The sequence below is a fragment of the Nocardia sp. NBC_01009 genome (genome assembly GCF_045208035.1).
Lineage (GTDB): Bacteria > Actinomycetota > Actinomycetes > Mycobacteriales > Mycobacteriaceae > Nocardia.
This window is the reverse complement of sequence record NZ_CP108695.1, coordinates 5718723-5743988: the sequence shown is the minus strand read 5'-3', so window position 1 is coordinate 5743988 and position 25266 is coordinate 5718723. Positions and strand designations below refer to the sequence as shown.

Sequence of the window (25266 nt, the reverse complement as noted above, 5' to 3'; positions counted from 1 at the left end):
GAAGGGCATAGGTGATGGACCGCGGACGACCTGACGACCGCACCGTGAAGACAGCGTTGGCGCTCGCGGTGCGGGCCCCGTCGATCGACAACATCCAACCGTGGCGGTGGCGGATCGAGGACCGCAGTGTGCGGCTAGATCTCGACCCGTCGCGGGCGGTGTCGTCGACCGATTCCGAGGAACGAGACCTCGTGCTGAGCTGTGGTGCGGTCCTTCATCACCTGCGTATCACGTTCGCGGCGCTGGGCTGGTCGGCCGTAGTGCGGCGGCTGCCGAATCCGGCGAATCCGAATCATCTGGCGACAGTGGGATTGGTGCGCCATCGGCCGTCTCCGCTCGACATCGCGCTATGTGCGGCGATCTCGCGCAGGTCGACCGATCGCAGGCCCTACACGTCGTGGCCGGTTCCGCCCGGCTATCTCGGGCTTGTCACCGAGCGCGCCGCCGCTCAGGGGGCGATCCTGCGGCTGGCGACCGACCACGCACGCGACCGGCTGGCCATAGCGATGCGTGCCGCCGCCGAACGGCATGCAGGGGAGCCGGGCGAGCGGTTCGAACCGGCCGAGCGGCACGCGGACACTGCCATCGAGCCCGACTTCGCCGAGTTGCTGGTAATCGGCACCACGGCCGACGATCGACTCTCGCGCTTACGCGCGGGAGAGGCGTTGAGCGCCGTGCTGCTGACCGCGACGAACATCGGCTTGGCCACCTGCACGCTGACCGAGCCGCTCGAGATTCCCTCGTTGCGCCGCTCGGTTCGCGGCGGAGTACTCGACGGTTATGCCTACCCGCAGGCCGTCGTCAGAATCGGTTGGGCCCCGACCAGCGCCGCGTCGAGGCCGGTCACATCGCGCCGCCTGATCGAGGACGTGCTGGACCCTTTTGACCCGATCGAGGTGAGGGCGTGCTGAGCATGGTGGCGTGCTGAACCCGAACATCGACCTTCGGTCGAGCCGGAGGCGGGACTGGGCACAGAGGCAAGACTGCGGGGATGTTCGGTTTCACTGAATCTCACCGCAGTCTGCGGCGCGTCCGAAGGCCCGCTCCCCGCATTTCGTCGGAGGTGAGTCGGAGTTGGAGGGACGATCTCTCGCCCGGAAGAGGGTCCCTATGAGGGGACCACACGTTTCTCGACGGTCTCCAGCGCGGCCGCGAGCGCGGCTCTGGCTTCTCGGGCGACCGAGCGGAGTTGAGGTCGGTCGGTGTCGTGCAGGATATCGCCGTTCAGCAGCATGTTCGGGTCGACCGCCTCGACGACGGTCGCAGCGCCGTCTGTACGTACGACAATGTTGCAGGGGAGCAGCAGGCCGACGCGAGGGTCGGCCGCGAGTGCTCGCTGCGCGAGGACCGGGTTGCAGGCCCCGAGGATGAGGTAATTGTCCATTCGCACGCCGAGCTTCGTTTGCAGTACCGCGCGCAGGTCGACCTCGGTAATGATGCCGAAGCCCTGGTCGGCCAATGCGTTTCGAAGTTCGGACACGGTGTCGGCGAACATCGTCTGCACTCTGATGGCCAATTGTTCGGCGGCGATCACCGGTATCCGTATCTCGGTCAACAGATCTCGCGGGTTGATCGCGTTGTCGGGTGCGATGAGATACACCTCGGTCGGCGGGCCGACGGGTCGCAGGTTCGAGGCGAGGATGCCGTCGTCGAGTGCCTGGTAGGCCGCACGGATCCGGTGGTAGTCGCCTTGGTGGGTGATGCGCGCGAACAGCGCAGGCTCAGTGCGCCGGACCGTGACTTGTTCGGCGGTGCCGTCGAGCGGTCCCGCAGCGACGGGAAGACCGAAGTCGACCTGGGTGGCGCCGCCGGGAACGAAGTCGCCTCGGTAGGTGGTCGACGGCGGTCCTTCGGGCACGAGCCCGATGCGGTCGGCCACGTCGTACAGCGCCCGCATTCCCGCGCCGATATCATCGCCCGCATGGTCGGCGCGCACCGTGCGGCGCAGCTCGAGCACCGTTTGCGGCGTCGATTCGACGACGTCGACCCGATATGCCATCGGCGGCTCCTTCACCGTCACGCCCGGCGCGCGATGCGGTCGGTCTCGGTGCGGGCCAACCGTTCGGCCCACGCATGGGCGCGCTCCAGCTCGCCCTTCGTGATCGGTCCGAGGATGCCGTCGACCAGGAAGTCCATGGGGTCCTCGACAAGCTCATAGCCCAAGCGTCGCAACCGCTTTCCAACGCCACGGGCGGCCGACCCCGGCAGCCAGGATGGTTTGGCGGTCCGGGTGCCGAAGGCCGCGGCCCTGGACCCCGGTGCCACCGGGAATGCCGCGTCGAGCCATTCGCGGATACCGATGTCGACGACGACCGGCTTGTCGGTCCGATTCGCGGCGTCGAGTCGGGTCCGGGTTCTGCTCAGACCGAAGGCATGCGTCGGACCGCCGACGACCAGCAAGTCCAGCACGGGGGCAGGCACGTCGGCGGCGGCTGCCACATCGAGCACTTCCACCGCGGCGTGTTCGCCCAACCCCTGTGCGATGGCTTCGGCGATGGCGGCGGTATTGCCGAACATGGATTCGTAGACGACCCGGGCACGCATCTCGGTCTCCTATGCGTCTCGACCTGCGAAGATCTTGTCGATCTCGACGCTACGCACCGGCGATGGCGGCGGCACAGTGCCGAACCGACGCTTGCCGAGGGACCTAAGACAGTCACATCGGGCAACGAAGCACGTCATGCTGACGGGATGCGGGCGCTTCTGTTTCCGGGGCTACGGCAATTCGAGGGTTACGACCGAGTTCGGCTCCGATCGGATGCACTCGCGGGCGTCACGGTCGCGGCCTATCTGGTGCCGCAGGTGATGGCATATGCGACCGTCGCTGGTCTGCCACCGGTGGTGGGGTTGTGGGCGGCGATCGGGCCGCTCGCGGTGTACGTACTGTTCGGCACCTCGCGACAGCTGTCGGTCGGGCCGGAATCGACAACGGCTTTGCTGACGGCGGTGGCACTCGCGCCGTTGGCGCTCGGTGATCCTGGCCGATATGCAGCCTTGGCGGCGGTGCTGGCACTGCTGGTCGGTGCGCTGTGCCTGGTGGGAGCGGCGGGGCGGCTCGGTGTCCTTGCCGATCTACTGTCGAAGCCGGTCCTGGTCGGCTATCTGACAGGTACCGCCGTGATCATGATCGTCGGCCAGCTCGGGCGGGTGTCCGGAGTGCCGGTCGATGGGGAATCGATTTTCGCGCAGCTCCGTTCGTTCGTCGCGCATGCTGATCAGTGGCGCTGGCAGACCGTGGTCCTTGCCGTGCTCGTGCTGACCGGTCTGCTGTTGGGGGCTTGGTATGCGCCGCGCGTGCCAGGGCCGTTGCTCGCGGTGCTGCTCGCCACCGGCGTGGTGGCGATCTTTTCGTTGCGACGCTACGGCATCGAGGTTGTGGGGTCGATTCCCGCGGGGCTGCCGGTTCCGGGGTTCGCCGGCGTCGCCACTGCCGATATCACCCAGTTGATCCTGCCCGCTGTCGGGATCGCGGTGGTCGCCTTCTCCGACAATGCGTTGACCGCGCGGGCTTTCGCGGCCCGGCACGGACGTCACATAGAGGCGAACACCGAACTGGCCGCGTTGGGCGCGACGAACGTGGCGGCGGGGTTTCTGCACGGTTTCCCGGTGAGTTGCAGTGGCAGTCGGACGACCATCGCCGACGCCATGGGCGCGCGCACCCAGATGTATTCCGTTGTCGCGCTGGGGAGTGTGCTGGTAGTCCTGCTCGGGGCACGCGGAATCCTGGCGGGGTTCCCGACGGCGGCACTGGGCGCGCTGGTCATCTATGCGGCGCTGCGCCTGATCGATGTGACGGAGTTCCGGCGGATCGCTCGATTTCGGCGCAGCGAGTTCGTCCTTGCGCTCGGCACGGTTGTCGCGGTGCTCGCACTGGGTGTGCTCTACGGCGTGCTGGTGGCGATCGCGCTGTCGATCTTCGATCTGCTGCGTCGAGTGGCGCGGGCGCACGACGCGATCCTCGGGTTCGTTCCCGGGCTGGCGGGGATGCACGACGTCGACGACTATCCGGACGCGAAACCCGTGCCCGGACTGGTCGTCTACCGCTACGACGCGCCACTGTGCTTCGCCAATGCCGAGGACTTCCACCGTCGGGCGCTTACCGCGGTCGATCAATGGGCCGAGCGCGGCGCGAGAGTGCACTGGTTCGTGCTCAACGCCGAAGCCAACGTGGAGGTCGACCTCACCGCGATGGACGCGGTCGAGCAGCTGCGCTCGGACTTGGCGGCGCGCGGGGTGGTCTTCGTCATGGCGCGAGTCAAACAAGATCTGCGCGACGATCTGGACGCGGCCGGGCTGACCGCGAAGATCGGTGCCGAGCATCTGTATCCGACGTTGCCGACCGCGATCGCGGCGTACCGGGCGTGCCGCAAATCAGGGCCCGTAGACCCCCACGAGCAATGACTTTCGTCTCTGCCTGCCCGTGCGCCGACGCGAGATGCTCGAAGTCGAGAGAGATGCCACCGAAAGAAGGTGACCGGCGATGTCCGAGTACTCCGCGTTCCCGATCCGTGGAGCATGGTCACCCGTGGCGCGCCTGTGGTGGATGCGTCCATGGAATCCCAATCCGCTGCTGCGCCCGTCGGATCGGCTCGAGGCCGTATTGCGGATCATCGCAACGCTTGCGGTACTCGTCGCGATACCGGTTGCCGGTGCGCTGGCAACGACCGCCTACACCTCCGACGCCGCACGGATCCGCACCGAGGACGCGGCGAAAACCGCTGTCAGCGCGACAATTACCGCTGAGCCCGGGCAGCTGAAGGCGCATTTGTTCGAAGCGCCTGTGCAGTGGACCCGCGATGGCCGACCCGGCACCGCCATGGTGCGGGTGCCGAGCAAAGCGTCTCTCGGTGATCAGGTCGTCGTGTGGCTCGACTCCGACGTCCTTCCGACGACGCCACCGCACCCGCCCGGCGCGGCCGCGATGACCGGGATCGGTGTCGGGGTCGTAGTGCTGGTCGCCACCTGGTTCGCCGCGTGGTCGCTGGTCAAAGGCTCAGGGTGGCTGCTCGAACGCCATCATGACGCCCAATGCGCCCGGCAGTGGCGGCAGCTGAATCGCCCGATCAGAGAAGACACTCAATGAGTCCGCCGACACCGCTGCGGCGTCCGTGACATCTGTGGCACCGAAAGGAACAATCATGCCCAACCCCTCCACGCCGCTGCCGCCGATCCTGGCAGCCGTCGACGGTTCGGCGAGCTCGTACCAGGCGGTCGCCTGGGCGGCGGTCGACGCTACGCTGCACCACCACTCGCTGCATATCCTCACCTCGATGGCGATCTCCACCGGCTTCGGGTCCGGGATGTCGTTGGGCAAGGCCGACGTGGAGTGGCTGCGAAGCGACGGTGAGCGGATCCTGACCGAGGCCGCGCGGGTGGCGCGTCAGGCCGCACCGGCCGAGGAGCTGGACCTCACGACGGAACTGACCTTCGTCGAGATCATCCCGACCATGATCGAGCGCTCAGCGCGCGCCAAGATGCTCGTTGTGGGCAGTCGCGGCATCGGAGCGTTCCACCGCGGGCTGCTCGGTTCGGTCAGCACCGCGGTGACTCACCACGCGCACTGCCCGGTCGCCGTGGTCCACGGTATCGCGGCGATCGATCCGGTGTCGGCGAGTATGCCTGTTCTGGTCGGCGTCGACGGGACCGCCAACAGCGTGCCCGCCATCGAGCTCGCATTCGAGGAGGCATCGCGGCGCAAGGTCGGCGTGACCGCACTGCACACCTGGAGCGATGCCAGCGGGATCGATCTGCCGTATTCCGGGTGGGAAGCGCAACGCGAATCGGAACAGGCACGATTGGCCGAGCAGCTGGCCGGCTTCTGCGACCGCTACCCCGAAGTATCTTTGAAGCGAATCCTGAAGTGCGACAGGCCTGTTCGTGCTCTCCTCGAGGAATCGGCCAACGCTCAGCTGCTTGTGGTCGGAAGTCACGGACGCGGAGGTTTCGAGAGCATGGTCCTCGGCTCCACGAGCAACGCGCTGCTGCATTCGGTGGAGTGCCCGATGGTCGTGGTGCGCAAGACCTGATTCGATCTGCCCACAAGAGCTGATTCGATCTGCCGATGGCGTGGTGTCCGGAATCGGACCCCGCGCCACCGGATTTGCCGAACGCCCGGCAGACGATGGGCATCCGGCGGACTTTGGAGTGTGCTGTGAACTCGGGTGGGAAGCATTCGTTCTCAGCGAAATAGCGTTGACTGTCGTCGCTGTTCGCGCAACAGCGACCCACTTGTGGCCCCACGCTCCAGCGCAGGGCCACGGTCGCGATTGTCAGTGCGATGTGGTCGATTTCCGCTGGCCGTCTGCCAACGCTCGGTCGAGCAACAGGCGCCGCTCGGCTGTGGCGACCGCTCGTCGGGTTGCCGATACCGCGTCCGGTGTCACCGAAATCGAAGTGATACCCATGCGCACAAGGTGTTCGGCGAACTCCGGTCTATTCGATGGTGCCTGCCCGCACAGTGAGGAGGTGATCCCGAGACGGCGCGCGGTCGAGACGATACGGCCGATGGCGTCCAGTACCGCGGGATCGGATTCGTCGAACAACTCGGCGCACTGCTCGGAATCGCGGTCGACACCGAGCATCAGCTGGGTGAGATCGTTGGTGCCGATGGACACCCCGTCGATCCCGAGACCGACGTATTCTGGCAGCCAATGCACCACTGAGGGCACCTCTGCCATCACCCAGCGGTGCAGGCCACGCTGCCGCCCGAGTGGGCTTGTATCGACGAGTTCCAAACACGCCTCCAGCTCCCAGCGGGTGCGGACGAACGGAATCATCAAGTGCAGGTTCGGGGTTCGTTCACGCACCTGGGCGAGTGCGGCGAGCTCCAGTCCGAACAGTTCGGGTTCGTGGACATAGCGGTAGCAGCCCCGATAGCCGATCATCGGGTTATGCTCGACGGGCTCGTATCGGGCGCCGCCCTCCAGTGCGCGAAACTCGTTGCTGCGCATATCGATGGCTCGATACACCACGGGTCGAGGCTGGAAGGCGGCCGTGATGCGGTGCAGCGACTCCGTCATCCGATCTACGAAGGCGTGCCCCTCGCCGCGGGCGATCATGTCCCGCGGATGTCGACCGCCGAGCGCCTCGGTGAGCAGCGTTTCCGCACGCAGCAAGCCGACGCCGTCCACGTCGCTCGCCGCGACGCGCTCGGCCGCCTCGGGCAGCGCGAGGTTGACGTAGATTCGGGTGGCCGTCGGCTCTGCCGCGGCCACCGTGGGCGTAGGGATGACGGCACTGGTGCTCGAAGGCACTTGCCCCGCTTGGATTTCGCCTGTCGAGCCATCGACGGTCACCGACGTTCCATCGGCCAGCGCGGTTGTGGCCGTGCGGGTGCCGACCACACACGGGACTCCCAATTCGCGTGCAACGATGGCAGCGTGACAGGTCATGCCGCCGCTGTCGGTGACAACGGCCGCTGCCCGCGTGATGGTCGGCAGCCAGTCCGGGTTGGTCATCGGCGCCACCAGGACCTCGCCGTCGCGCAACGCCTGGCCCTGAGTGGGGGAGGTGAGGACACGGACCGGTCCGCTCGCGCGACCCGGCGCCGCGGCGAGACCACGCACCAGTACAGTCCGGGGCATCGTACCCGCCATGGTCGGTCTGGCCGGATAGTCCGGCAGCGTGGTGATCGGGCGGGCTTGCACCAACCACAGCATGTCCGTGTCGAAGGCCCACTCGACGTCCTGCGGACAGCCGTGATGTTTCTGCACCGTCAACGCGAGCCGAGCCACCTCGACGGCCTGCTCCTCGCTCAGCGCCGGTGCGTCCGATTCGGCTCCGGTCAATTCGACTCGCCGGTCGCCGTCAGGGCCTGCCACGATGGCGAAACTCTGGTGGCCGTTGCGGGTCTCCAGCAGGGTGGGCCCCTCGGCGTCGAGTAGATAAGTGTCGGGTTCGGTGGCCCCGGATACCACAACCTCGCCCTGCCCGCGTGCGGCGTCGATCACCACTCGGTCGCGGCGCCCGGTCGTCGGGTCGGCGGTGAGCGCGACCCCGGAACATAGCGCGCTGACCATGCGCTGCACGACCACGGCCATCACCGGCCGCTGATCCATTCCGCGTCGCGACCGATAGGTGACAACGCGCGGGGTGAACAATGAAGCCCAGCAGTCGATCACGGCGGCGAGCAGCTTCTCGTCGCCGTGCACGTTGGTCCGTGAGAGGTTCATTCCGGCGAACGAAGAGGTGGCGCTGTCTTCGCCGACCGCCGACGAGCGAACGGCCACCGATACATCATCGCCGAGTGCCTGATAGGCCGCCAGGATCCTCTCGCGCATTGGCGCGTCCAGCATGCTTCGATGCACGAGTTCCCGCATTCTGCGGCATAGTTCGTTCACCCGAGGTCCATCGGTGCTCGACCGCAGCGCTTCGCTGTGTAGGCGATCGAGCTCCGCGCCATTCGGTCCGTCCGTGATCACCTGCTCGTAGCAGGAGCGCAGGATGACGAAACCCGGGGGTACCGGTACTCCGGTTGCCACCAGCTCGCCCAGGTTCGCGCCCTTGCCACCTGCCTGATTCGCGTCGGTGAGTCGCAGCTCGCCGAGTTCGGCTACATAGTCGCCCATGTCGATTCCCAATCGTTCGCACCTGGCAAGATTTCCGATCTCAGCGTCACTCTGGTCGAGGGGCGACCATAACCTCCGAAGGTTCTGGCGTCCGGCGCCATTGGGCCCGCGGCCGGATATCGGCTAAGGATGGATCGGCGTCGACGTCGCTTCCGGCAGGCCGAGTGAAACGGCGATGTCGGTTGCCCATGTGCGGATCGCGGTCCAGTCGCGCAGATCGCCGTAGCGGGTGCCACCCATGAGCCGGTAGAGCGCCCGCGCTTGCAACGAGACGCCTGCGCGTTCGTAGTGTCCCGCGAAGGCACGATAGTCGCGCGGCGATATCGAATCACGCAGTGCGGCGATCTTCTTCGGGACGGTGCGGCCGATGCGCCGACCGATCGGGCCGCGCAGCGCCGGCCCGAGGCCGACGCTGAACAGCCAGACGTCGGTGTCCGCCAGTGCGTCGCGGTGCGTGCTCACGTACGACTTCACCGCGGGCAGCAGGGCTCTGTCGTGCACCGCGCTGCCCAGGATCACCACGTCGAAGCCGGACAGCTCCGGTGCGTGCTCGACATCGCTCAACTCGACGACAGCGCCGCGAGCGATGAGTGTCTCGCCGATGAACTCGGCGATATCGCGGGTCGATCCTTGTGCCGTCGCGTAGATGACGGCGATGCGGGCCTTGTTCGCTTCCATGTGAACAGCGTCGCGCGTCGCGTACCTGGCCGGCAGAGGCGTGATGCCCGTTGCGCCGGGACCAATGGCCCCTCGGTGTCGGCTCCTGATAGCAGAAGAGGGATCGCATCCCTCGCCTCGGCATCGTTAGGCATTGTGGCAATACAGCAGCCGAACCTGAGGTCCAACGTCCTCCCGATGAAGGACATTTCGGCCCTCGGAGGTCACATCGAATCCGGCAATGCTGGATACGAACCGCGTACGCGCTGCACAGCGCCGGCGCGGAGTATGACGCTGCACCCGGTCAGGAGCGCCGATCATGAACCCCGACAAGACCCCCGTCTACCCTGTCTACTTCCGCGGTGACCTCGACGAACCGCTGTCACGTTGGCTCTGGCTCGTGAAATGGATCCTCGCGATACCGCACTACGTCGTGCTGTTCTTCCTCTGGATCGCCTTCGTGGTGCTCACCGTCGTCTCGGGCTTCGCGATCCTGTTCACCGGCCGCTACCCGCGGGGAATATTCGACTTCAACGTCGGCGTGCTGCGCTGGATGTGGCGCGTCCAGTTCTACGCGTTCTCCCCGATCGGCACCGATAAGTACCCCCCGTTCACGCTGCGCCCCACCGCCTATCCGGCGGACTTGCAGGTCGACTACCCGGAAAAGCTGTCCCGTGGCCAGGTGCTGGTGAAGTGGTGGCTACTGGCGATCCCGCACTACTTGATCGTCGCCGCGATGACCAGCGCGTGGGCGACCATGAGTTGGGGCGACGGTGACAATGGTTCTGCCGGGATCTCTCTGCTCGGACTACTCGTCCTGGTCTCCATGGTGACGCTGCTGTTCACCGCCCGATACCCGCGCCCGATGTTCGACTTCATCGTCGGCATCAACCGCTGGTCCTATCGCGTGCTGGCCTACGCCGCGCTGATGCGTGACGAGTACCCGCCGTTCCGCCTAGACCAAGGCCCACGCGAATCCTCCGACTCAGCTCTGGCGTGACCTGATGAAGCCGCTGGGTATTCTTCGAAAAGTGTGGCAGCTTTGCATGTTCAGCGAGGCGGTATTGATCGCCGCAGTGGCTGTGCTCGGGGTTGCTGGATTGATGAGCGCGACACCGCCAAGGCGGCAATAGAAGTCGAGTGCTTTGATGGGGGCACCATCGGCGAGATCCTGGTTGCGCCCGGAGTACGGTTCCTGTCGGCAGCGCACTGGCGACGATCGAGCCGAACGGCGTCGCGAAACTGGCGCCAGCACACCATGATTCGACTACACGCACAGCCCCGGACCCGCGTCGGTGACGGTGTCCGTGCCAGCGTTCACTTCCGGTAGTCGAGCCTGGCGCGGGCACGACGGAAATGGGCGTGGTGTGCGACCGCATCTTTACGACCGGCATACAAGTACCGGGCAGGTGGTGTGGTGGAGCAGATCCCGGGTGGTCGAACCGAACAACAGAGCCGTCGCGGTCGAGTGGCCGTGGCTGCCGACGACGAGCAATTGCGCATCCTGCGCTATCTCGTTCAGCACTGAGCGGGCCAGGCCGGGGATGGGCATTTCGATGACCTCGACATCCGGGTATTCCGTGCACCAACCGGCCAAGGACTCGGCCAAGAGGGTACGTTCCTGCTCGCCACGGTCGAGATGGTGGCCCACCGGTTCGATGCGCGACGGCCAGCAGTGCACCGCGGTGAGCGGCACCTCGAGTGCTGCGGCGATTTCGAAACCGTGGGCGATGGCCGGGATGCTGAGCTCGGTCCCGTCCACGCCGACCGCCACCGGCTTACCGAGCGGAATGGGCCTGCCGTTCTCGCCGCGCCACACCGCGACCGGGCAGTGCGCATGCTCGGCGACATGCACGGTGGTCGGCCCGATCAACCTTTCCGCGTAGGCGCTCTGCGCGCCCACCACGACGATGCGGGCGTGCGCGCTCAGCTCCACGAGCGCCTTGGCGGGCGGGCCATCGGGCAGTGCCGCGTCGACCGTCAGTTCCGGGTCGCAGGTGCGCACGAGTCGGCAGGTTCGATCCAGGGTTTCGGTGGCGGCGTCATATGCGTGCGGTGCATGGACACGGTCGGCCAGCTGCTTCGCGGCGGTGCGCGAGCACGGCAGCGCGTGGGCGACCAGCAATGGCGCGTGCAGAGCGCTGGCGAGGTAGGCCGCCCAGCGCGCCACATTCGACGCCGTCACGGAATCGTCCACGCCGACGACGATGGTGTTGCGGTCGGCCCTGGTACCCATCGGTCCTCTTCCTCGGCAGCACCCTCGGCCGCTCGGCGTTCGTCAGAGGTGCGCCGGCGCGGACGAATCCGTGCCGCAGAAAACTCGTCGACTCAGCGGTAGATCCCGTGCGGTGGCGTACACGACCAGCACCGTGCGTTCCGTGGTTGCCGGTAGCCCCATATACCTTTCACTGTCCGCCGAGCCATGTCCGCGGGGTAGGGCCACCGGGTAGTGGCGGCATTGACCAATGTCATCCGTCGGAGCGGCTCAGGACAGGCGACGGATGGCCCGAGTACCGGCCGCGAGGGTGGCGGTCGGCCGAAGGGACCAATGACCCTTGTGTGGGCGACGTCGGGACCTTTCGGGTGGCGTGCTGGTTCGCGAATCTGGAGTGGTCCGGCAAGGAGGTTCCGATGGTATTTCTCGATCGACACGACGCTGGCCGACGACTCGCGGCGCGCCTGCGGCAACTACACGATACGGATGCCGTCGTGCTCGGCTTGCTGCGCGGCGGTGTGCCGGTCGCGTTCGAAGTCGCGCGCGTCCTGGGTGCGCCGCTGGATGTGATCGTGGTGCGCAAGCTCGGGGTTCCGCATCAGCCGGAGTTGGCGTTCGGCGCCATCGGTGAAGCGGGTGTCCAGGTACTCAACGAACCCGTCATCGAGGGGGCAGGGGTCACCACCGCGGAGATGTCGGCCGTGGAAGACCGTGAACGCGAAGAACTTCGAAGCCGGGGCGAACGATACCGGCGCGAGCGCCCGCGCATTCCGTTGGCGGGACGGACCGTGATCATCGTCGACGATGGTGTCGCCACCGGGGCCACAGCTCGCGCGGCCTGCCAAATGGTGCGGGCACAGGGCGCGGCTCGGATCGTGCTGGCGGTGCCGGTCGGCGCCCCGGATGCGCTGGCCGGCCTGTCGAAGGAGGCCGACGAGGTGATCTGCCTCGAACAGCCGTCACGGTTCCACGCGGTCGGTCAGTGGTACTACCGCTTCGGTCAGACCTCCGATAGCGAGGTGACCGAGCTGCTGCGCCGCGCCGCCGAGCGGGTGGCCGCGCCGTTGACGGTTCCTACGGGTGTTCCGCCACTGCGTGACGACGAAGTGCGGGTGATCGCCGAAAAGGTCGAACTCGCCGGACATCTCACCATTCCGGAGCGGCCGATCGGGCTGGTCGTATTCGCGCACGGCAGCGGCAGCAGCAGGTACAGTCCGCGCAATCGCTACGTGGCGAGCGTGCTGAATCGGGCGGGTCTGGGAACACTGTTGTTCGATCTGCTCACGGTCGAGGAGGAAATCCACCGGGCGCGGGTCTTCGATATCGACCTGCTGGCGCGGCGACTGGTGGAGGTCACCGAATGGCTTACGCGCCAACAACACATCGCCGGTTTGCGGATCGGCTACTTCGGGGCCAGCACCGGGGCCGGTGCGGCATTGTCGGCGGCGGCCGATTCGCAGGTCGAGATCGCCGCGGTGGTGTCCCGTGGCGGCCGACCCGATCTGGCGGGCGACCGGCTCGCCGATGTCCAGGCGCCGACACTGCTCATCGTCGGCGGTCACGACAATGTCGTGCTGGAGCTCAATCAACTTGCGCAAGCGGCAATGTCGTGCGAGACCGTGCTGGCGGTAGTACCCGGCGCCACTCACTTGTTCGCTGAACCGGGTGCGCTGGAGAAGGTTGCGGCGCTGGCTCGTGACTGGTTCGTCGCCCATCTGGGTCCGATTGTCCCGGACCACTCCGAGGGCGGCGCGCCGTAGTAACAGCCCCCGGAGCCGCCGCTCCCACAGCGGCCCATCAGCGGTAGAGAGGCACGAAATCCCATGTCCGACAGCAATAGTCCAATTGGTCCCGACCCGGACGGTCTACCCGCCGCCGACCCGCACCGGCTGACCTCGGCCGTGGTGGTCGTCGGTATCGATGGCACCGAGGCCGCGGACCTCGCGGTGCGCTGGGCCGCCGAAACCGCGGCGCGGCGGGGGCGTGGCCTGCACATAACACACGGCCTGGACCTGAGAGCGATGCCCTCGGCGGTGCACGGACACGGGGTTGCGTTGTCGCCGCTGATCGACGAATTTCGTGCGCGTGGCACCGATCTCGTCGACGCGGCGCGGCGGCTCGCGCACGCGGTGTCCCCGGAACTGACCATCACTACCGAGGTGTCGGAGGCGAATCCGGCCGAACTCCTGGTACGGCACTCACGCACAGCGCATCTGGTGGTGCTCGGGGTGACGCCCGGTGTCGGCACCCTACGTCATCTCGGCTCGACCTTGCTGGCCGTGGTTGCCCACGGCCGCGGTGCCGTTGTGGTCGCGCGAGCCGCTGGTCCGACACGGCCGCATCGTGCCGGTCCGGTCGTCGTCGGCGTCGATGGCAGCGCGGCGGGCGAGGCCGCCGTCGGGGCGGCCTTTGCCGAAGCGGCCGACCGCGCAACCGATTTGGTGGCGGTACACGCATGGAGCGACCTCGATTTCGGCGAGTTCGCCGGATACGACTTCCTCGACATTCCCGACGAGGAGATGACGGCCGCCGAGATGGCACTGCTTACTCAGCGACTTGCCGGATGGCACGAGAAGTTCCCGGATGTAGGGGTGACCAGCGAGGTCTATCCCTCTGATGCTCGCACGCACCTCATGGAGTGGTCGAAGACCGCGCAGCTGATCGTAGTCGGCAGCCGCGGCCGCGGGGGATTCCGCGGCCTGCTGTTTGGTTCCACCAGCAATTCTCTTGTGCAGCACGCACTGTGCCCGGTCATGGTCGTACATCTCGATTAGGTGGTGACAATGTCGAACTCCGACGATCCCTTCGCCCACGCCGTGCACACCGCACATGTGTGGCTGCGCCGCATCACTGACGACCTGGCGACCGAAGATCGTGCCTTCGCCTACCAGGTGACACGCGCCTGGCTGCACACCGTGCGCGATCGGCTCGAGGTTGGCGATGCCGCGCATCTGAGCGCGCAACTGCCCGAACTACTGCGCGGCATCTTCTTCGCGGGCTGGATACCCGCCAAAGTGCCGGTCTCACGTAGTGTCTCGGCATTCCTGGAGCAGTTCGCGGCCGAAGCCGGAGTCACCGAGGACGAGGCCGTCGGTCTGGCCTGGCTGGTGACGGACGCACTGCGCGACCTCTGCTCTCCGGGCCAGTTGGACCGAGTCGCCGCGGTATTCCCGACCGATCTGCGTAACCTGCTGTTCGGTATCAACAGGGGACCGTTCGATGAGCAAGACGACGAGGACGCGGTCGGCAAGGTGTGACCGCCGCCCACTCGGTCAGCCGGGTACCGGCTCGGATTCGATGCGGAACACCGGGCAGAGCAGTCATACCATCAGCTTCCGATGCCCGAGCGGTCGACGGCAGATCTGGTCGTCGCCAACTGAAGAGCCGTTGGTCCCTGCCGCTACCCGACGGGCGTGATGATCGACCACCACCTCAGCGGCCGGCACCACGACCACCAGCAGGATCTACTTCGGCGACGATGTGAAGATCTGGTCGACCTCGCCGAGAAATGGATCTCGAGGATCTCGGCGAACGACCGCCGAGGGGTTGGATGGGCCCGACCTCGTCGGGGGCGGTACCGATCCGGACTATCACCTGCGCGACGTCGGGGTGGTTATCAGCTCGGCGATCACCGATCACCGATCACCGATCACCGATCACCGATCGGCTCGCGGCGAGTTCGGTCGGCAGGACAGCCGCAAGCCCGCCCGCACAATCTGGAGATGCGGTGCGTCCGCACCAGTGCCTGCGTTCACAACGCCGAGTGTGCAGCGCGTGGATACCGGCCGCGACGGGCATTGCCCACGCGATGGGAGGTCCTTGGTCACCTCGCCGGAACTTTGCGCAGCCAAGGGACTTTGGTCACTCGAGACAGGCCGACAGTCGATGCAGAGGACTACGGGATGCCCTACTCGGGTGCTCGGCCAGCAGGTGGAATCGACAGTCAGGTGATGTCCGCCCAATGGCTCCCGCACGGGGCATAGGAACGGTGGGCAGGACCGGGAGGTTCATGATGATCGCAGGTGTCGTAACCATGATCGGGTTCCCGACGGTGTTGCTGGCGCTGTGGTGGGCTGTCGGCTCAGGCAGCGGTGAGCAGCGTGGTCCCGGCGGCTGGTCGGGGCGAATAGCTGTCCGCAGCGCCGGTCCGGGCACATCGGCCGAGGTCGATGATTCGCCGCCGCGGCTCCCCGCACGACTGGCCGTCGAATGGGCAGATCCGGGACAGGTTTGGTGGGCGCCGGAGGTGGAGAACGCGTTACTGGCCGAATTGCCGGCGGGCCGGATCGGCCGGTTCGAATACCGTACCCGCCTGCTCGCATTGGCCCGCGAGTGCGATCCGGCGCCGAATGCGCAGCGGCACAGAGAGGTTGGCTCGTCATGACAACAGTCGATATCGCCGCACCGCACTCGGTGTGCGACCAAGAGGTGGCGATCCCCGTCGGCGCGGTCGAACTCGCCGCACATCTGCGGATACCGGATCACCCCATCGGCATTGTCGTCTTCGCGCACGGCAGCGGAAGCAACCGGCACAACCCACGTAATACCTTCGTGGTCGAGGTATTCGCCGGGCATCGCCTGGGGATGTTGTCGATCGATCTGCTGACATCGGCCGAGGCGATCGATGACGCCAAGGTCTTCGACGTCGGACTGCTGGGCAGTCGCCTCGCCATCGCGCGCCGATGTTTGCGGAGTTCACCGATCTGCCGGGAGCTTCCGGTCGGATACTTCGGTGCCGGCTCCGAAGCACCCGCCGCGCTCTGGGCAGCGGCGGAACCGCGCGACAACATCCGCGCCGTGGTTGTGCGGGGCGCCCGGCCCGACCTGGCTGGTGCGCGGCTGGGCAATGTCATGGCACCGACGCTTTTCGTTCTCGGTGGCCTCGACATCCGCGTGCATACCGTCAATCGTCGTGCGGCTGCGGCAATGCGGTGCGAGCACCGGGTCACCGTGCTGGCCGGGCACGGTCTCGGGTCGGCCGATCCACAAACATCGCAGCGGGCCGCCTATGTGGCGGCCATGTGGTTCGCCGAGCAGTTGAGGGCACATCGGGGTCCCGCCGCCGGACCGACCCAGTACCGCGACGTCGATGAGTCGGTCGGCTGAGGAGGACTGGATCATGCACCCCGAACCCGGGAACTGGCTGATCGTCGAGGGGAGTCAGATTGATGACACTCGAGATAAAGGCAGTCGGTCCCGAACTCTGCGGGACCTTCGGCCCTGGGGGCCGCCGGAACTCGGTGGTGACATGGACGCCGATCAGAAGGAAGGTAGGCAACATCATTGACGCGTGAGCTGACCCAAACGCGAAATACTCGCCGAGTTGGAGCCGATGGCGGAGGAGTGCGTGCATCGGCACTTATCGATGACCAAGGATCGGCATCCGCACGACTACATACCATGGGACGAAGGCCGCAGCTTCGGCGCCCTCGGCGGAATCGACTGGGAGGCCGAACAATCTGGGCTCAGCGAGGTCGCCAAGGCGGCGATGGTCACGAACCTCCTGACCGAGGATAATCTGCCCTCCTACCACCGCGAGATCGCCGAGAACTTCTCCCGCGACGGTGCTTGGGGCACCTGGGTGGGGCGGTGGACCGCCGAAGAACTGCGGCACAGCACCGTAATTCGCGATTATCTGGTGGTGACCCGCACGGTCGACCCGGTCGCGTTGGAAGAGGCCAGGATGGTGCATATGGCCAATGGCTTCTCCTCGGGAGTCAGCGAAGCCGAGGTCGACAGCGGCGCGGGCTTCCTGCATTCGGTTGCTTACGTGAGCTTTCAGGAATTGGCCACTCGGGTCACCCACCGCAATACCGGCCGGGTGTGCAGTGACCCGATTGCCGACAAGATGTTGCAACGCATCGCCGCCGACGAGAACCTGCACATGATCTTTTATCGCACTATGTGCGGCGCGGCGCTGGATCTGGTGCCGGATCAGGCGATTGAGGCTGTCGCCAACATCGTGCAGAATTTCCGGATGCCCGGCGCCGGGATGCCGCGCTTCCGCCGCAATGGTGTACTCATGGCCAAACACGGTGTCTACGACCTGCGTCAGCACCTCGAAGAGGTGCTGCAGCCGGTATTGCGGCAGTGGAATCTGTTCGGCCGCACCGACTTCAGTGCGCGCGGCGAACAGATCCGAGAGCGGCTCGCCGCGTTCCTAGAGGATATGGAGAAGGTGAAGATCCCGCGCTTCGAGGAACAGCGCGACCGCGCTCTGGCTCGCGACCGCGCCCGTGCCTGATCAGACCGCGACGACGGGGTCGGTCGCGAGCGTCGCATCCCGCGGTGTCGTCTCGTAGTCGTCGGCTCGCATCGTGAAGACGGCGCGGGGTCACCGGTGGGTGGTGAGGATGTCGACGAGGGCCGGCGGGGCTTCGGTTTCGTTGTCGGGCGCTGTGCCGATGCGGATCACGACCTGCGGCACGCCGGGATGGGCGAGCAGGCTCGCGAGGACCTGTCGGCCCCATGGGCAATTCGGTGATACAGGGCACGGGGGACCAGCACCATGATCGCGATGATCAGCGCGATGGCGACGGCGGCGGTTTGTTTCGCCGCTGTGGGAGTGCGAACTAGTTCGGGTGCACGACCATGACCGGACAGGCCGCATGCTGCACGAGCCAGCTACTGGTCGAGCCGAGGAGTAGACCGCGGAATCCGCCGCGGCCGCGGCTGCCGACCACGAGCAGCTGCGCGGACTTCGACCAGTTCGCTAATTGCTCGCGCGGCCCGGTAACGGAGACCTTACGGGTCACGGTGACGTCAGGGTATTTCTCCTGCCAACCCGCGAGACGCTCGGCCAGCAGTGCGTGTTCGGCTATCTCGAGGTCGACGATAGGGATTTCGAGATATGAATTTCCGGCGTACGCGCCGAAAGTCAGGTCGCTCCAGGCGTGCATGGTGACGAGTTCGGCATTGCGCTCGGATGCCTCGGCGAATGCCGCGCCGAGGGCGGCTTCACCGACCGGGCTGCCGTCCGCGCCCACTACGACCGGACCGCTGCGATGATTCGGTTCTCCGGTGCCCGGCACGACCACGGTTGTGCCGTGGCCGTGCCCGGCCACCGCGAGCAATGTCGATCCGAGGTGCGCGAGCATGCCGTCGCCTCTGGTCGCGCCGATGACAACGAGGTGCGCACTTTCCGAGAGCGCGATCAGCGACTTCGCCGGGTTCGCTTCGGAGAGTTCGGTGGCTACGGTGCGATCGGGAGCGATGTCGCATGCAAGGGCACGGGCCTCGGCGAGGATGCGATCGCCCTGGCCGTGCATCGCCGCGATGACCGAGGACATCATGGGGAGGTGGCTCCCGAGGGCCGCGCGAGTGACCGCGAGGTCGAGGCCGTGCACGATCAGCAGGTGCCGTCCCTTCCGAGCCGCCGTTTCAGCCGCCCATCGGACGGCGGCATCGGCGGTCGCGGACCCATCGGTCCCCACCACCACCGCAGCCGAGGCCAGCTGGTGTCGATCCGCATCATGTCGGGTGCTCATTCCGCTGCCCCTTAGGTCGCGATGTTCGAGTCGGTGTGTATCGGTGTGTCGAACACAGCATCTCGCCCGACCGACTCGGCTGTGAGGTGCCGAACGTCATCGGCCGCGATGACCAAGAGCATGTGACGGTGCCTGGTCGGACGATCGCAAGAAGCGGGGGTGTTCTGATCGCTCGGGAACCGATCAGACCGGTGTCGATCGAGATGCTTCGGCTGTGCCGTCGGCGGGGGCTTGCGGTGCGCACTCGCCGCCGAGGCCGAGCACGGTGGCGAAGCCTGCGGCGAGGCATTCGGTCAGGGTCTCGAGGTCGGGGATCGCGGCGGTGTCTGCGTTGATCGCGACGTAGCAGGTTCCGGCGTGCGAGGTCAATGTCACGTTGACGGCCGTGCCGATGGTAGGGCCGAAAGCGTACATACGGTCGATACGCGCCCCGGCAATATAGAGGGGCACCGGGGAACCCGGGACGTTGGAGGCGACGAAGTCGACATGCTTGAGCATCTCGGTGACCACTCCGACCGGCAACCGATTGAACGCTGCCGCGACAGCACCGGACAGCGGTATGGCCGGCTCGCGGCGCCAACCGCCGACCGCGGCGTCCACGGCGCGCATCAACTCTGTGGTCTCGGCGATGCCGACCGGCAATGCGAAACGAGCGAGCGTGATCCGGTTGCCGCCGAGTGGATCATCGGCCGTCCGAAGACTGATCGGCATGGTTAGTCGCAGCTGGTCGACCTTCGCCCCATGCCGGTCGTGATACCTGCGCAGTCCGATGACCACCGCGGTCAGAAAGGCATCGTTCATTGTGCAGCCCGCAGCCCGTGCGGCGCGGCGCATTTGCTCGACGGGTGCATCCAGCACCGCCAGTCGGCGGCCGAGACTGCGTTCGATCATCACTGGCGACAGCGTTGCGGTAATGGGCTTGGCCAGGCGGACCAGCGAGGTCGCGAGCGCGGCGCTGTCGCGTACCGTCCGCGCGGGATGAGTGACAGCTCGCCACGCGGTTTGTGGCGTCGCCCGGATGCCGTCGCGCAGGAGATCCGAGCCGACTGACCAGTTCCATGCCACGATATCGCGCAGCGCGCCGTCATGGTCGTACGGCGGCTGGGGCGGATGGCCATGATCAGTGCCCGCACGGTCGAAATCGAGCAGCGCTGTGGCGATCTGAATGCCGCCGATACCATCGGTGAGGCTGTGGTGCACTGTCATCACCAGCGCGGACCCCCCACCCGACAAACCGCTGAGCAACGTCGAGCGCCACAGTGCACGAGCCGGATCGAAAGCGGTCATCGCCTCGGTGCGCGCGAATTCAAGTACCGCGGACATGGTCGCGGGTTCCGGCAGCGCGGCCCGTCGCAGGTGCCAGGATAGGTCGAAATCCGGATCGAGCGCCCACCTGGGCGGGGCGAGACCGAATGGCGCGGTGACCAGCCGATGCCGCAACCTCGGCACCAGGCGGGTGCCGCGATCTATCGTCTCCACCAGGCGATCCCAGTCCGGATCGGTATCGAGGATCAGAACCGAGACGATGGTCGAACGCAGGATCGGATCACGCTCCATGTTCCACGAGAACAGGTCCGATTGCGACATGTGGAATTCGCGGGGGTCCATAGCCTGCTGCCTTCGTCTTCGCCGTTGTACGTTGTACCGCTTCGCTTCTGCTTCCTCAGATCTCCACGGTCCGGCTCGGTTCTGCCGAGAGTGCCGCGCGGATCTTGTCTTCCAGACCATCGATCGCCGCTCGCGATGATCAGGCATCGGCGCAGGTCAGTCCCGGGAACTCGGCGCTGAACGCGATATAGGCAGAATCCCGTGGCGACCAGCGGACATCACATACCATGCCGACTAGCCTTCGCTCGATCGCGCGTGCCCGAACGGCGGCATGCTCGGCGGTATCCATACCACTAAGCCTGCTCGATCCCGACCGCAGGCAACCGATCACGAAGACCCCTATGGCGAGGCCTTTCGTCCTCTCCGCTGGCCCTGGCGGGCCGGGAATCGCCGACGGTCCGGGTTACGCTGTTTCGCCGTGTGCCTCGGCCAGCGCGCAACTGCTCACTCGCGGCACGGGCGTTGATCATCTGCTATCGGTGTCGATCGTCCGGCCCAGTCGGGCCCTACTGAGCACGGCACAGCATGTGCCTGAACGAACTGCTGGTCGCAGGCCGAGTGCGTCTCGACGACGGCGACACCAGTGCAGGCATCCGGGACCAACGGCTCTCCACTCGGCGACGATCGGACCTGTCGCCGCGCTCCGTCGATGTCCACGCTGGAGGAGATCTGTGAGGAGGCCTGCGATGCTATTCGACGATCGCCGCGACGCCGGACGCCGACTGGCGGGGCGGCTGGAATATCTCCGGGACGAGGATGTTGTCGTGGTCGGCCTACCGCGCGGCGGTGTTGCGGTCGCGTACGAGGTCGCGCGGGCGCTGGAAGCGCCATTGGATGTGATCGTGGTGCGCAAACTCGGTGTCCCATATCAGCCGGAGCTGGCTTTCGGCGCGATCGGCGAGGACGACGTCCAGGTGATCAACAACGTCGTGGTCGCGTACACGCAACTCACCAGTGCGGATATGGGGACCGTGGAGCGCCGCGAACGAGAGGAACTTTCGCGGCGGGCCGAGCGGCTGCGGCGCACACATCCGCGTATCCCGCTGTCGGGCCGCACGGTGTTGGTCGTCGACGACGGCATCGCCACCGGCGCGACGGCCCGTGCGGCCTGCCAGGTCGCGTGGGCACACGGCGCACAGCGCGTCGTACTTGCCGTTCCGGTGGCGCCTCGGGACACGCTGGCGATGCTCAAAGACGAAGCCGACGAGGTGGTCTGTCTGGAGCTGCCGACGTGGTTCGGCGCTGTCGGCTGCTGGTATCGGCGGTTCGGCCAGGTCTCCGATGCAGAGGTCACCGAGCTGCTGCGCCGAGCCGCCGGAGAGGTGCGGGAGCCACAGGCGGATCCCGCGGTTGATCCACCGCTGCGTGACGACGAGGTGCGAGTCCGGGCCGGGAAGGTCGAACTGGCCGGGCATCTCACCGTTCCGGAGAACCCGATCGGGATGGTGACGTTCGCGCACGGCAGCGGCAGCAGCCGCCACAGCCCGCGCAATCGCTATGTGGCCGCGGTGCTGAACCGAGCCGGGTTGGGCACCCTGCTTTTCGACCTGCTCACTCCGGAAGAGGAGATCCATCGGGCACTGGTCTTCGATATCGAGCTGCTGTCGCGACGACTGGTCGAGGCGACCGGCTGGCTGACCCGTCAAGACGACGTCACCGGCCTGCGGATCGGGTACTTCGGGGCCAGCACGGGTGCCGCCGCGGCGCTTCGGGCGGCGGCCGACCCCGGCGTGGACATCGCCGCAGTGGTGTCACGTGGCGGCCGGCCGGATCTGGCAGGTACGGCCCTTGCGGCGGTGCGCGCGCCGACTCTGCTGATCGTCGGCGGGCACGACCATGTCGTGCTGGAGCTGAACCGTCTCGCGGCGCAGGCGATGTCGTGTGAGACCGTACTGACGGTGGTGCCCGGCGCCACCCACCTGTTCGCCGAGCCGGGCGCATTGGAGAAAGTCGCCGAACTCGCCCGCGACTGGTTGGTCAACCAGCTGGCGCCCGCGCCTGCGGCCGACGACCGGAGCGGCTCGACGACGGACACACGGTCATGACCACGCCAGCGACATCGTCGTGGCCGCCACGCACGGGCCGCTGACTGCGTGATCTCGGCCTGCGTCGTGTCGTGGTGGGCGACACCCTCGCATACCAGGACGCGACCCCGCCGATCGAGGTCTGCTCGATCGGCACGCTGCGGACGAATGCCATCGTTCGTCTCCGCAGCGCAGCCGCAACACAAGCCACTTACGGCACGGTCGATCGCAGCTCCGTGGCCGAGTAGTCCCTTCTCGCGGGCGGGCAGCGCCCGGATCGGTGCTTCGGCGCCGCGGTTCGAGATCGAGGAGACTCCATGAAAACTGCAGAGACCACGTCGAAGACACCGGCGCGGAGGATGCTTCGTGAGGCGGTCCTCGTCGCCGTGATCGGCGTGTTGGGTGCGGCCGGGCTGGTCGCACGTCCGTTCAGTGGGGCGGTCGCCGACATGTTGTGGCTCGCGGCCACAGTGGTCGCGCTCGTGCCCGCAGCAGTGTGGGTTTGCCAGGATCTTCGGCGCGGACGCTACGGCGCCGATCTGCTCGCGCTGGTGGCGCTGGTGGGTGCCGCCGCGGTCGGCGAGTATTTCGCGGGCGCCCTGATCGCGTTGATGGTGGCCACCGGCCGGGTATTGGAGGCATATGCGGGCCGCCGGGCCGGGCGCGACCTATCCGCGTTATTGGGGCGGGCGCCGATGCAGGCGCATCAGCGGCGCGCCGGCGGCATCGAAACCGTTGCGGCCACCGAGATTTCTCCGGGCGATGTCGTGGTCGTTCTGCCCGGTGAGACGGTGCCCGTCGACGGAGTGCTCGCCGTGGCGGGGGTTTTCGACGAATCGGCACTGACCGGGGAGTCGGTCCCCGTAGTGCGCCGCGTGAGCACCGAGGTACGCAGCGGTGTGGTGAATGCCGGTGCAGCCGTTGATATTCGGGCCTCCGCAACCGTGGAGGAGAGTACCTATGCCGGAATCGTCACGCTGGCGCGGCAGGCCGCCGCCACGGTGGCGCCGACGGCGCGGCTGGCCGATCGAGTTGCGGTATGGTTCCTGCCGCTCGCGCTCGTGATCGCCGGTCTCGCCTGGATACTCACGCGGGATCCGGTGCGGGCTGTTGCTGTGGTGGTCACCGCCACGCCCTGTCCGCTACTGCTGGCGGTGCCGGTCGCGATCACGGCCGGAATGTCGCGGGCTGCGCGAGCAGGTGTGGTGGTGAAGGACGGCGCAGCGCTCGAAACCCTTGGGCACGCACGGTGTCTGGCGATGGATAAGACCGGGACCGTCACCGTAGGCCGACCGGCGGTGATCGACATCGTCACCGCGCCTAGTGCCGACGCCGACCGGGTGCTGCGACAGGCCGCCGCGGTCGAACAGTTCTCACCGCATGTGCTCGCCAACGCCGTCACCGCTGCGGCCACGGCTCGCGGGCTGGAGCCCGATGCCGCGCAGGATGTTTCGGAGCAACCCGGCCTGGGTGCCACAGGGACCGTGGACGGTCATAGGGTTCAGGTCGGGCGGCTGCCGTCGCGAACCGAGCCCGCGCCCTGGGCACAAGCCGCCCAGCGGCGGGCCCGGCTGGATCTGGCCGTCCTCGTGTGGGTGTGCGTCGATGATGTGCCCATGGCAGCACTGCTGGTGCGTGACCGCATTCGCGCCGACGCCGCACGCACTATGCGCCGCCTGCGATCCGCGGGCCTGCGGCGGCTGCTCCTGCTCACCGGCGACCGGGTCGATAACGCCGCCGAGGTGGCACATTTACTGGGGCTCACCGAAGTCGTCGCCGACGCCGACCCCGCCGACAAGATCGCGGCCATCCGCGCGGAACGCGGCGACGGCGTGACCGTCATGGTCGGTGATGGTGTGAACGACGCACCGGCACTCGCAGTGGCGGATGTGGGCGTCGCCCTTGGATCTCGTGGGTCCACGGCCGCCGTACAGGCCGCCGACGCGGTGATCGTAGACGACCGCATCGATCGCCTCGCAGACGCGGTCGAGGTCGCCCAGCGGGCGCATCGGCTGGCCGTGCAGAGCGCGGTCGCGGGTATGACGCTGTCACTGGCGGCGATGATCGCTGCCGCCTTCGGGCTGCTCGTGCCCGCTGCCGGCGCGCTGGTACAGGAGGGGATCGACATCGTGGTGATCCTGAACGCGTTGCGGGCCTTACGGATTCATCGTGGGCGTCGCACCGCAGAGATCGACCCTCTGGTCGCTCGTTTCGCGCGGGAGCACGACCGGCTGCAGACTGCACGCGCCTCGGTTCGGCAAGCGGCCGACGCGCTGTCCCGTGGCCCCGGCCCGAGCGCCGATGCGGCAGTCCGCCGCGCATTCGATCTTCTCGTCGAGCACATACTGCCGCACGAACATGCCGAGGAGTCGCAGTTGTATCCAGCGCTGGCCGACTATTTGCGCGACCCGGAGGCGATGGTGACGATGAGCCGCGAGCACACCGAGATCGAACGGCTCGTCGACCGGATCCGCCGCCACCTCGACGACTCACCACACGGAATCCGCGCCGACCAGATCGACGATCTGCGAGCCACCCTCTATGGACTCGACGCGGTCCTCACCCTGCACTTCGCGCAGGAGGACGAGGCGCTGTTCACGCTGGCGCGCAACCCAGCCGACAACTCCGCGACGAGTCCAGCCTGAGAGTGGACATCGAGGACGAGCACGTACCCCGCCTCGTGCGTCTCGCACAACGTCCGGAACCGA

18 protein-coding genes and 2 pseudogenes are annotated in these 25266 nt (G+C 66.9%); 13 read left to right on the top strand and 7 right to left on the bottom strand.

Features of this window, described 5'->3' with window-relative positions; genetic code table 11:
- Positions 1–14 precede the first annotated feature (14 nt).
- A complete protein-coding gene (locus OHA42_RS25685; protein ID WP_406239598.1) occupies positions 15–911 on the top strand; it encodes an NAD(P)H nitroreductase in 897 nt (298 codons plus the stop codon).
- A gap of 197 nt (positions 912–1108) precedes the next feature.
- Here the strand turns inward: OHA42_RS25685 and OHA42_RS25680 are convergent, their stop codons facing one another.
- Complete coding sequence (locus OHA42_RS25680) at positions 1109–1999, bottom strand: DUF302 domain-containing protein (RefSeq protein WP_406230404.1); 891 nt, start codon at positions 1997–1999, stop codon at positions 1109–1111.
- 17 nt (positions 2000–2016) lie between these two features.
- Positions 2017–2544: a flavodoxin family protein gene (locus tag OHA42_RS25675; protein ID WP_406230403.1), complete on the bottom strand. Its 528-nt coding sequence runs from the start codon at positions 2542–2544 to the stop codon at positions 2017–2019.
- 147 nt (positions 2545–2691) lie between these two features.
- Between OHA42_RS25675 and OHA42_RS25670 the strand changes: the two genes are divergently transcribed.
- From OHA42_RS25670 to OHA42_RS25660, 3 genes are all read left to right on the top strand, one after another.
- Complete coding sequence (locus tag OHA42_RS25670; RefSeq protein ID WP_406230402.1) at positions 2692–4401, top strand: SulP family inorganic anion transporter; 1710 nt, start codon at positions 2692–2694, stop codon at positions 4399–4401.
- A gap of 79 nt (positions 4402–4480) precedes the next feature.
- On the top strand, positions 4481–5083 hold the full coding sequence (locus tag OHA42_RS25665) for a hypothetical protein (protein WP_406230401.1): 603 nt from the start codon (positions 4481–4483) through the stop codon (positions 5081–5083).
- 55 nt (positions 5084–5138) lie between these two features.
- On the top strand, positions 5139–6026 hold the full coding sequence (locus OHA42_RS25660) for a universal stress protein (protein ID WP_406230400.1): 888 nt from the start codon (positions 5139–5141) through the stop codon (positions 6024–6026).
- 243 nt (positions 6027–6269) lie between these two features.
- On the opposite strand, the gene ppsA is transcribed toward OHA42_RS25660, so the two are convergent.
- Together ppsA and OHA42_RS25650 are read right to left on the bottom strand one after the other, a co-directional pair.
- On the bottom strand, positions 6270–8567 hold the full coding sequence (gene ppsA / locus OHA42_RS25655) for a phosphoenolpyruvate synthase (RefSeq protein WP_406230399.1): 2298 nt from the start codon (positions 8565–8567) through the stop codon (positions 6270–6272).
- A 123-nt stretch (positions 8568–8690) separates the two neighbouring features.
- The gene (locus OHA42_RS25650; protein WP_406230398.1) at positions 8691–9245 is read right to left on the bottom strand and encodes a flavodoxin domain-containing protein; all 555 of its coding nucleotides are present in this window, start codon (positions 9243–9245) and stop codon (positions 8691–8693) included.
- Between the two features lie 340 nt (positions 9246–9585).
- On the opposite strand from OHA42_RS25650, the pseudogene OHA42_RS25645 reads away from it, so the two are divergent.
- Positions 9586–10224, top strand: a pseudogene (locus OHA42_RS25645) (DUF4389 domain-containing protein); the annotation flags it as partial.
- A gap of 381 nt (positions 10225–10605) precedes the next feature.
- On the opposite strand, the gene OHA42_RS25640 reads toward OHA42_RS25645, so the two are convergent.
- Positions 10606–11460, bottom strand: a complete 855-nt coding sequence (locus OHA42_RS25640; RefSeq protein ID WP_406230397.1) for a universal stress protein — start codon at positions 11458–11460, stop codon at positions 10606–10608.
- 395 nt (positions 11461–11855) lie between these two features.
- Between OHA42_RS25640 and OHA42_RS25635 the strand changes: the two genes are divergently transcribed.
- The 6 genes and pseudogenes from OHA42_RS25635 (at position 11856) to OHA42_RS25610 (ending at position 17683) form a co-directional block, all read left to right on the top strand.
- On the top strand, positions 11856–13199 hold the full coding sequence (locus OHA42_RS25635) for a phosphoribosyltransferase family protein (RefSeq protein ID WP_406230396.1): 1344 nt from the start codon (positions 11856–11858) through the stop codon (positions 13197–13199).
- 63 nt (positions 13200–13262) lie between these two features.
- On the top strand, positions 13263–14213 hold the full coding sequence (locus tag OHA42_RS25630; protein ID WP_406230395.1) for a universal stress protein: 951 nt from the start codon (positions 13263–13265) through the stop codon (positions 14211–14213).
- A gap of 9 nt (positions 14214–14222) precedes the next feature.
- Positions 14223–14696 (top strand): DUF2267 domain-containing protein, encoded by a 474-nt coding sequence (locus OHA42_RS25625; protein WP_406230394.1) that lies wholly within the window; start codon positions 14223–14225, stop codon positions 14694–14696.
- Between the two features lie 752 nt (positions 14697–15448).
- A complete protein-coding gene (locus OHA42_RS25620) occupies positions 15449–15823 on the top strand; it encodes a hypothetical protein (protein ID WP_406230393.1) in 375 nt (124 codons plus the stop codon).
- Positions 15820–16545: a hypothetical protein gene (locus tag OHA42_RS25615; protein WP_406230392.1), complete on the top strand. Its 726-nt coding sequence runs from the start codon at positions 15820–15822 to the stop codon at positions 16543–16545. Before OHA42_RS25620 ends, OHA42_RS25615 begins: the two co-directional genes overlap by 4 nt.
- A gap of 177 nt (positions 16546–16722) precedes the next feature.
- A pseudogene (locus OHA42_RS25610) lies at positions 16723–17683 on the top strand (acyl-ACP desaturase).
- Between the two features lie 328 nt (positions 17684–18011).
- On the opposite strand, the gene OHA42_RS25605 reads toward OHA42_RS25610, so the two are convergent.
- Both OHA42_RS25605 and OHA42_RS25600 read right to left on the bottom strand, forming a co-directional pair.
- On the bottom strand, positions 18012–18926 hold the full coding sequence (locus OHA42_RS25605; RefSeq protein WP_406230391.1) for a universal stress protein: 915 nt from the start codon (positions 18924–18926) through the stop codon (positions 18012–18014).
- 183 nt (positions 18927–19109) lie between these two features.
- Positions 19110–20534, bottom strand: coding sequence for a wax ester/triacylglycerol synthase domain-containing protein (locus OHA42_RS25600; protein ID WP_406230390.1), 1425 nt, complete (start codon positions 20532–20534; stop codon positions 19110–19112).
- Positions 20535–21220: 686 nt separating this feature from the next.
- On the opposite strand from OHA42_RS25600, the gene OHA42_RS25595 reads away from it, so the two are divergent.
- Together OHA42_RS25595 and OHA42_RS25590 are read left to right on the top strand one after the other, a co-directional pair.
- The gene (locus OHA42_RS25595) at positions 21221–22579 is read left to right on the top strand and encodes a phosphoribosyltransferase family protein (protein WP_406230389.1); all 1359 of its coding nucleotides are present in this window, start codon (positions 21221–21223) and stop codon (positions 22577–22579) included.
- Between the two features lie 296 nt (positions 22580–22875).
- On the top strand, positions 22876–25203 hold the full coding sequence (locus OHA42_RS25590; protein ID WP_406230388.1) for a heavy metal translocating P-type ATPase: 2328 nt from the start codon (positions 22876–22878) through the stop codon (positions 25201–25203).
- Positions 25204–25266 lie beyond the last annotated feature (63 nt).

Bases quoted from the DNA above. Each gene is read 5' to 3' on its own strand.
- OHA42_RS25625 (WP_406230394.1), top strand. From the start codon at position 14,223: ATGTCGAACTCCGACGATCCCTTCGCCCACGCCGTGCACACCGCACAT.
- OHA42_RS25680 (WP_406230404.1), bottom strand. From the start codon at position 1,999: ATGGCATATCGGGTCGACGTCGTCGAATCGACGCCGCAAACGGTGCTC.
- OHA42_RS25605 (WP_406230391.1), bottom strand. From the start codon at position 18,926: ATGAGCACCCGACATGATGCGGATCGACACCAGCTGGCCTCGGCTGCG.
- OHA42_RS25670 (WP_406230402.1), top strand. From the start codon at position 2,692: ATGCGGGCGCTTCTGTTTCCGGGGCTACGGCAATTCGAGGGTTACGAC.
- OHA42_RS25660 (WP_406230400.1), top strand. From the start codon at position 5,139: ATGCCCAACCCCTCCACGCCGCTGCCGCCGATCCTGGCAGCCGTCGAC.
- OHA42_RS25685 (WP_406239598.1), top strand. From the start codon at position 15: ATGGACCGCGGACGACCTGACGACCGCACCGTGAAGACAGCGTTGGCG.
- ppsA (WP_406230399.1), bottom strand. From the start codon at position 8,567: ATGGGCGACTATGTAGCCGAACTCGGCGAGCTGCGACTCACCGACGCG.
- OHA42_RS25650 (WP_406230398.1), bottom strand. From the start codon at position 9,245: ATGGAAGCGAACAAGGCCCGCATCGCCGTCATCTACGCGACGGCACAA.
- OHA42_RS25635 (WP_406230396.1), top strand. From the start codon at position 11,856: ATGGTATTTCTCGATCGACACGACGCTGGCCGACGACTCGCGGCGCGC.
- OHA42_RS25675 (WP_406230403.1), bottom strand. From the start codon at position 2,544: ATGCGTGCCCGGGTCGTCTACGAATCCATGTTCGGCAATACCGCCGCC.
- OHA42_RS25640 (WP_406230397.1), bottom strand. From the start codon at position 11,460: ATGGGTACCAGGGCCGACCGCAACACCATCGTCGTCGGCGTGGACGAT.
- OHA42_RS25595 (WP_406230389.1), top strand. From the start codon at position 21,221: ATGCTATTCGACGATCGCCGCGACGCCGGACGCCGACTGGCGGGGCGG.
- OHA42_RS25620 (WP_406230393.1), top strand. From the start codon at position 15,449: ATGATGATCGCAGGTGTCGTAACCATGATCGGGTTCCCGACGGTGTTG.
- OHA42_RS25615 (WP_406230392.1), top strand. From the start codon at position 15,820: ATGACAACAGTCGATATCGCCGCACCGCACTCGGTGTGCGACCAAGAG.
- OHA42_RS25600 (WP_406230390.1), bottom strand. From the start codon at position 20,534: ATGGACCCCCGCGAATTCCACATGTCGCAATCGGACCTGTTCTCGTGG.
- OHA42_RS25665 (WP_406230401.1), top strand. From the start codon at position 4,481: ATGTCCGAGTACTCCGCGTTCCCGATCCGTGGAGCATGGTCACCCGTG.
- OHA42_RS25630 (WP_406230395.1), top strand. From the start codon at position 13,263: ATGTCCGACAGCAATAGTCCAATTGGTCCCGACCCGGACGGTCTACCC.
- OHA42_RS25590 (WP_406230388.1), top strand. From the start codon at position 22,876: ATGAAAACTGCAGAGACCACGTCGAAGACACCGGCGCGGAGGATGCTT.